4 protein-coding genes are annotated in these 3,850 nt (G+C 28.9%); all 4 read right to left on the bottom strand.

Annotation, left to right across the window (positions count from 1 at the left end):
• Window positions 1-227: 227 nt before the first annotated feature.
• The 4 genes from EHV01_RS03860 to EHV01_RS03875 all read right to left on the bottom strand — a co-directional run bounded on the left by EHV01_RS03860 (window position 228) and on the right by EHV01_RS03875 (window position 3,675).
• Entirely contained in the window at window positions 228-479 is a 252-nt protein-coding gene (locus EHV01_RS03860; RefSeq protein ID WP_422066279.1) for a hypothetical protein, read from the bottom strand.
• A complete protein-coding gene (locus EHV01_RS03865) occupies window positions 479-628 on the bottom strand; it encodes a hypothetical protein (protein WP_422066280.1) in 150 nt (49 codons plus the stop codon). The genes EHV01_RS03860 and EHV01_RS03865 overlap by 1 nt, the downstream gene beginning before the upstream one ends.
• Window positions 629-734: 106 nt before the next feature.
• Window positions 735-857: a hypothetical protein gene (locus EHV01_RS03870; RefSeq protein ID WP_422066282.1), complete on the bottom strand. Its 123-nt coding sequence runs from the start codon at window positions 855-857 to the stop codon at window positions 735-737.
• A gap of 31 nt (window positions 858-888) precedes the next feature.
• Window positions 889-3,675, bottom strand: a complete 2,787-nt coding sequence (locus tag EHV01_RS03875; RefSeq protein WP_422066281.1) for a cation-translocating P-type ATPase — start codon at window positions 3,673-3,675, stop codon at window positions 889-891.
• Window positions 3,676-3,850: the final 175 nt, after the last annotated feature.

Here is a 3,850-nt window from a genome sequence, read left to right on the forward strand (position 1 = left end):
TWAAATTTAAAGCAAAATCATAATCTTACACAAAATTAGTTTTCAAATTGTCATATTGATGATTTTTTTTATTTCATCAAGAGTTTTCGACAAAATTAAAGAAATTTATTAAAAAATAAATTTGTAAACAGTGTATAGTGTAAAAATAAACAATAAAATTATTTAATAAAATCACATATAAAAACTAGTGTGCCACAGCTAAGATATATGATCGATTATAATAAATATTAAAATCCTTTAACCATAACACGGAAAAAGTTTAATATCTTAACAATAACAAAAATACCAAATGGAATTAAAATAATTCACGCATCACCTAAAAAAGTCATTAATTGTGGTAATACAGCATAAATTGCTTCTTTAACTTTCATCATTGCTTGTCCTAATCCACTTCAAATAGAACCCATTCCATCTGAAATAGTAGGKGTATCACYAWCTGCTAAAAAATTAACCGCTGTTGTTAAATACATACCTAACATTATTTCTTATCCTCCCTATTTTCAATTTCTTTCTTATCTTTTTTCTTACCTTTAATTTGTCTAATTTTTTGATAAATTGATAAACCAATTCATGCAAAAATCCCTAATATAATAACAACACTAAATATTGTCGTTAATCAACCTGGCATAACTTATTCCTCCTAAAAATCTAATTTCGCGGCACGCTTCGCGTGTTCGCTACGCTCAAAATAAACCATATTGAATAAATTACCGCTAGTAAATTACGCGGATAATTTATTCATCTTCTTTTACATTATTAATTACAATATTATTTACCATATTAATAACATTATCTTTTCCATACTTAGTTACTAAGGACCGCAAAATAAAATAATGTTTCTTTTCAATAAAAATCAACCCCTTTCTGAGTTGATTTGTTGCACTTCACTTACACGATGCCTAACCCATGATGTCATCAAAAATGACAAGCGTCAGTTATCACAATAATTGTGACAGGAATCATTGCCATTGCTAAACAAGAAGGAATAAAATATCAATTATTTAAATTATAAACTTCTAAATCATTTAAGTTTAGTAATTTATTATTAATTCAAGGAATAAACAAAATAACAATATTTAATAAAACTGCTCCTATTGCGGCATAAATTAATGGTCGATTAATAATTGGAGTAAAACGTTGCTTTATTTTTCAATTTGTTAAAGTAACAGTATTAACAAACATACTTGGCGCACAAGTTAAAGCAATAAAAATTCCTGTTCGACCAAAATCAGAAATTTGCAATTTCATTTCAATTGTAATATTAGGATCACTACTTCGTAAAAAATCAAAAACTATTTGATAACCATAAGCTTCGTATGCTTGAGTTGGAACAAAACTCATTCCAAAATAATAAGCGCCAACACAAACACTTGTTGTTAAAATTATAATGCAAATCATTGATCCTCAAATATTTCGAAATAAGGGATTCTTCCCTTGCACCGGTTTAATTGTCATTAATGTATCATCATTATCAGCCATTCCAATACAAATTGCTAAAATTGATTCAATAACTAAATTCATTCATAAAATATCAGTTGCTTCAACTGGTGAAACATGGTTAATTAAGGATAAAATAAAAATTGATAAAACATTTGCTAAATTAACTCCAATCACAAACGTAATTGCTCGGCGAATTTTTTGATAAACATTACGGCCTTCATTAACCCCTTTAATAATTGTTTCAAAATTATCATCCGTTAAAATAACATCAGCTGCTTGTTTTGCAACATCTGTTCCAGTAATTCCCATTGCTACTCCAATATCAGCTTTTACTAAACTTGGAGCATCATTAACCCCATCTCCTGTCATTGACACAAGATAATCTTTCTGCTGTAAAATATTAACAATCCGAACTTTATGTTCAGGATTAACTCGTGCAAATACTTTAATATTATCAATAATTCGAATTAATTGCTTATCTGTCATTGCATTTAACTGCTCTGAAGAAATTACTTCATATTCTGAATAAGCTAAGTCTAATTCTTTGGCAATTGCTAGAGCAGTTGTTGCATGATCACCAGTAATCATAACAACTTTAATTCCAGCAGCATGTGCTTTTTTTACTGCTTCAATAGCAGATTGACGAACAGGGTCAATCATACCAACAGCTCCTAAAAAAATTAATTTTTTTTCTAACGCCTCGGGGTCTTGTTCATCATCAAAATTAGTATTATAAGCAAAAGCTAATACCCGTAATGCTTGCGCTGATAAATCATCTGCTAACTTTAACAACAATGCTTTATCTTTTTTTGTTAATGTTAAAATTTCATTCTGAATCATAATGCGATCACAACGTTCTAATAAACTATCCAATGCACCTTTTGTAAAAGTTGTACTAACCCCTTCAATCACATTTAAAGTTGACATTAATTTCCGTTCAGAATCAAAAGGAACTTCATCAATTCGTTCTCATTTATCACGTGAATCTTGCTCATCATAAGCAAATAATTCAGCATAATCAACTAATGCTAATTCTGTTGGATCACCAATCCGTTCTTTATCTTCAGTAACACTATCATTACATAAAACTAATGCTTTTAAAAATAAATCTTGGTGCTGATTCAGACTACTATTAACGTATTCGTCAGCATTAATTACAGCATTATTCATCATTACTTTTTTAACTGTCATTTTATTTTGTGTTAAAGTTCCTGTTTTATCAGTACAAATAACATTGACACTTCCTAATGTTTCCATACTAGCAAGTTTTTTGACAATCACATTTTGTTTTGCCATTCGTTTGGTTGAAAATGATAAAGTAATCGAAACAACTGCTGCTAATGATTCTGGAATCACCCCAATTGCTAAAGTAATTGCTACCATTAAATAATTAGTTCATCCACTTTTATTACCATTAAAATATAATGCTAAAAAAATAACAATAGCAATAATAAAACTTAAGCCTGCAATTCAATACGAAAACTTTGTTAGTTTTTTTTCTAAATTTGTAGCAGTTTCTTCTGTTTCATTAATTGTTGTTGCAATTTTTCCAATTTCTGTTTGTTGACCAACCTTAATAACTACACCAACTGCTCGCCCAACTGTAATAAAAGTTGACATGAAAGCAATATTTTTCATTTCTGCCAAAATTGTTGTTGGTTCAATTGGGTAAGCTGTTTTATGAACAGGAACACTTTCCCCCGTTAAAATTGCTTCATCAATAAATACATCAGATTGTTCAATAATGCGTAGTTCCGCTGGAACATATTTTCCTGCTTCTAAAATAACAATATCACCAACTGTTAATTCATTGGCTGGAATTTCTTGCTGAGAATCATTTCGAATTACGACCGCTTTTGGTTTTGATAAAGATTTTAAAGCGGCCATTGATTTCCGTGCTTTTATTGTTTGGATTGTTTCTAAAATTGCATCAAGGATAACAATTGCTGCAATTACTGAAAAATCAATAAAATATTCGCCCTGAATTTGTCAATTATTTCCAATCATTGGCGCAATTACTGAAATTACAGCTGCTGCAATTAAAATTAATTGGATTGGTTCAATTAAGGCTTTGCCAAAAATAACATATCATGGGGTTACTTTACTTTTTGGTAATTCATTTTTTCCATATTGTTTTTGCCGAGCAATTACTTCTTCTGAAGTTAAGCCCGTTTCAAAATTAGTTTTTAAATTAGTTTCTAAGTTGCTATTATTATGGGATATGTATTCTTCCATCACTAATGACCTTTCTATTTTACTGTGTTGCTAATTATTATACCTTAAAAATTTTATTTTAAAAAAGTTATTTTCTTTAATTTTGTCGAAAACTCTTGATATTTATAAAATATACCTAAAATTAGGTATATTTTTAATATATGGAGGTAAATAATTAATGAAAAAAATAATTARW

Origin of the sequence: Spiroplasma sp. hy2 (assembly GCF_044714365.1) — a bacterium.
Taxonomy (GTDB): Bacteria; Bacillota_I; Bacilli_A; order Mycoplasmatales; family Mycoplasmataceae; genus Spiroplasma; species Spiroplasma phoeniceum.